Annotated in this window: 2 protein-coding genes; both read left to right on the top strand. The window is 66.9% G+C overall.

Features of this window, described 5'->3' with window-relative positions; genetic code table 11:
* The coding region (locus ACIBK4_RS50465) for a phosphopantetheine-binding protein (RefSeq protein ID WP_399006971.1) at positions 1-440 on the top strand (440 nt) is incomplete at its 5' end.
* Positions 440-2226, top strand: a 1787-nt coding sequence (locus ACIBK4_RS50460; protein ID WP_399006969.1) for a condensation domain-containing protein, incomplete at its 3' end; no start/stop codon positions are given. The genes ACIBK4_RS50465 and ACIBK4_RS50460, both read left to right, overlap by 1 nt.

Genomic DNA, 2226 nt, shown 5'->3' with positions numbered 1-2226 from the left:
AAGAGGATCTGCCTGCTCTGGTGCGGGAGTTGGCGGGGGCGCGGTTGCCGGAGTACATGGTGCCCTCTGCCGTGGTGGTGTTGGACGGGTTGCCGTTGACGGTGAACGGGAAGCTGGATCGGCGGGCGTTGCCGGCACCGGATTACGCCGCGGGTGCGGGCGGGGGCCGGGCTCCGGCCAATGCGACCGAGGCCACTCTGTGTGAGGTGTTCGCCGAGGTCCTGGGGCTCGACCAGGTCGGGGTGGACGACGACTTCTTCCGGCTGGGTGGGCACTCGCTGCTGGCGATGCGGTTGGCGTCGCGGGTACGGGCTGAGTTGGGCGTGGAACTGCCGCTGCGGGTGCTGTTCAAGAAGCCAACCCCGGCGGAACTCGCGAAGAACCTGGGACAACAGAAGTCGAATCGACCCGCGTTGCGGCCAATGCGTAAGGGGAAGTGATGATACCGCTCTCATTTGCGCAGCGCCGTTTGTGGTTCCTCGGTCAGTTGGAAGGCCCGAGCTCGCTGTACAACCTTCCGACAGTGGTGCGGCTGAGCGGTGAGTTGGACCTTCCCGCCTTGGAAGCGGCGTTACGGGATGTCATTGGTCGGCATGAGTCTCTGCGGACGGTGTTCCCCGCCGTGGACGGTGAGCCGTACCAGCGAATCCTGGATATGTCCGACGTGGACTGGCGGTTGCAGGTGCGCCAGGTACGTCCGGCGGGACTGGCGCAAGCGGTGACGGAGGCAACCCAGTACGCGTTCGATCTCGCGGGCGAGGTGCCGATCCGGGCGTCTCTGTTTCAGACCGGTGCGGCCGAGCCCGGAGCCGGTGAGCCGGATGATGCGGATACGTATGTCTTGGTCCTGGTGACCCATCACATCGCCAGCGACGGCTGGTCGATGACCCGGTTGAGGCGGGATCTGTCGGTCGCGTACGCCGCACGGCTGCGGGGTGAGGCGCCGGGGTGGGAAGCCCTGCCGGTGCAGTACGCCGATTACGCGTTGTGGCAGCGGGAGTTGTTGGGGGAGGAATCCGATCCGGACAGCTTGCTGTCGACTCAACTGGCCTACTGGCGCGAGACGTTGGTGGGAGCGCCGGACGAACTGTCGTTGCCGGTTGATCGGCGGCGGCCCATGGTGGCGAGTCATCGTGGGCACATGGTGCCGTTGCGGGTGCCGGCCGAGGTGCATCAGCGGCTGGTGGAGCTTGCTCGGTCCGAGGGCGCGACCACGTTCATGGTGTTGCAGTCGGCGCTGGCGGTGTTGTTGTCCCGGTTGGGTGCCGGCACGGATATTCCGATCGGATTCCCGGTGGCGGGGCGTACCGATCCGGCGATGGACGATCTGATCGGCTTCTTCGTCAACACCTTGGTGATCCGCACCGATCTGTCTGGTGACCCGACGTTCGTCGAGGTGTTGGACCGGGTCCAGCAGGCGTGCCTCGGTGCGCTGGAGCATCAGGACGTGCCGTTCGAGCGGCTGGTGGAGGAGTTGGCTCCGGCCCGGTCGTTGGGGCGGCATCCGCTGTTCCAAGTGATGCTGAGCGTGCAAAATGCCGAGGGCGGCACAGTGAGCCTTCCCCAGGTGTCCACCGGGAGCGGGTCTTTGTCGACCTGGGCGAGCACCGCAGCGAAGTTCGATGTTGACGTTGCCGCAGTGGAGACGTTCGACGCCCAGGGGCGCCCGGCGGGCCTGCGCGGCGCGGTGACCGTGGCGGCGGATCTGTTTGACAGGTCGACGGCGGAACGGATCGCGGTTTGGTTCGCGAGGGTGTTGGAGACGGTGACCGCGACTTCGCGGGTGCGGCTGCACGGTGTGGATCTGCTCGATTCCGAGCAGCGCCACCAGGTGTTGGTGGGGTGGAACGACACGGCGGTCGAGGGTGTCGACGACGGCACGGTTGTCGAGTTGTTCGAGCGTCAGGTGGTGCGGACTCCGGATGCGGTGGCGGTGGTGGCCGGCGGGGTGGAGGTGTCGTATCGGGAGTTGGATGCGGCGGCGGATCGGTTGGCGCGGTGTTTGGTGGGTCGGGGTGTGGGTGCGGAGTCGGTGGTGGGGTTGTGTCTGCCGCGTGGGGTGGAGATGGTGACTGCGATTGTGGCGGTGTGGAAGGCGGGGGCGGCGTATCTGCCGATTGATCCGCAACTTCCGGTGGAGCGGGTCGCGTTCATGGTGGCGGATGCCGGTGCCGGTGTGGTGTTGGCCCGTCGGGATGCCCCGGACGGGGCGGCCGAGGGCATGGC

It is taken from the genome of Streptomyces sp. NPDC050528 (assembly GCF_044457795.1).
Taxonomy (GTDB): Bacteria; Actinomycetota; Actinomycetes; order Streptomycetales; family Streptomycetaceae; genus Streptomyces.
This window is presented reverse-complemented; position numbering and strand designations above follow the sequence as displayed.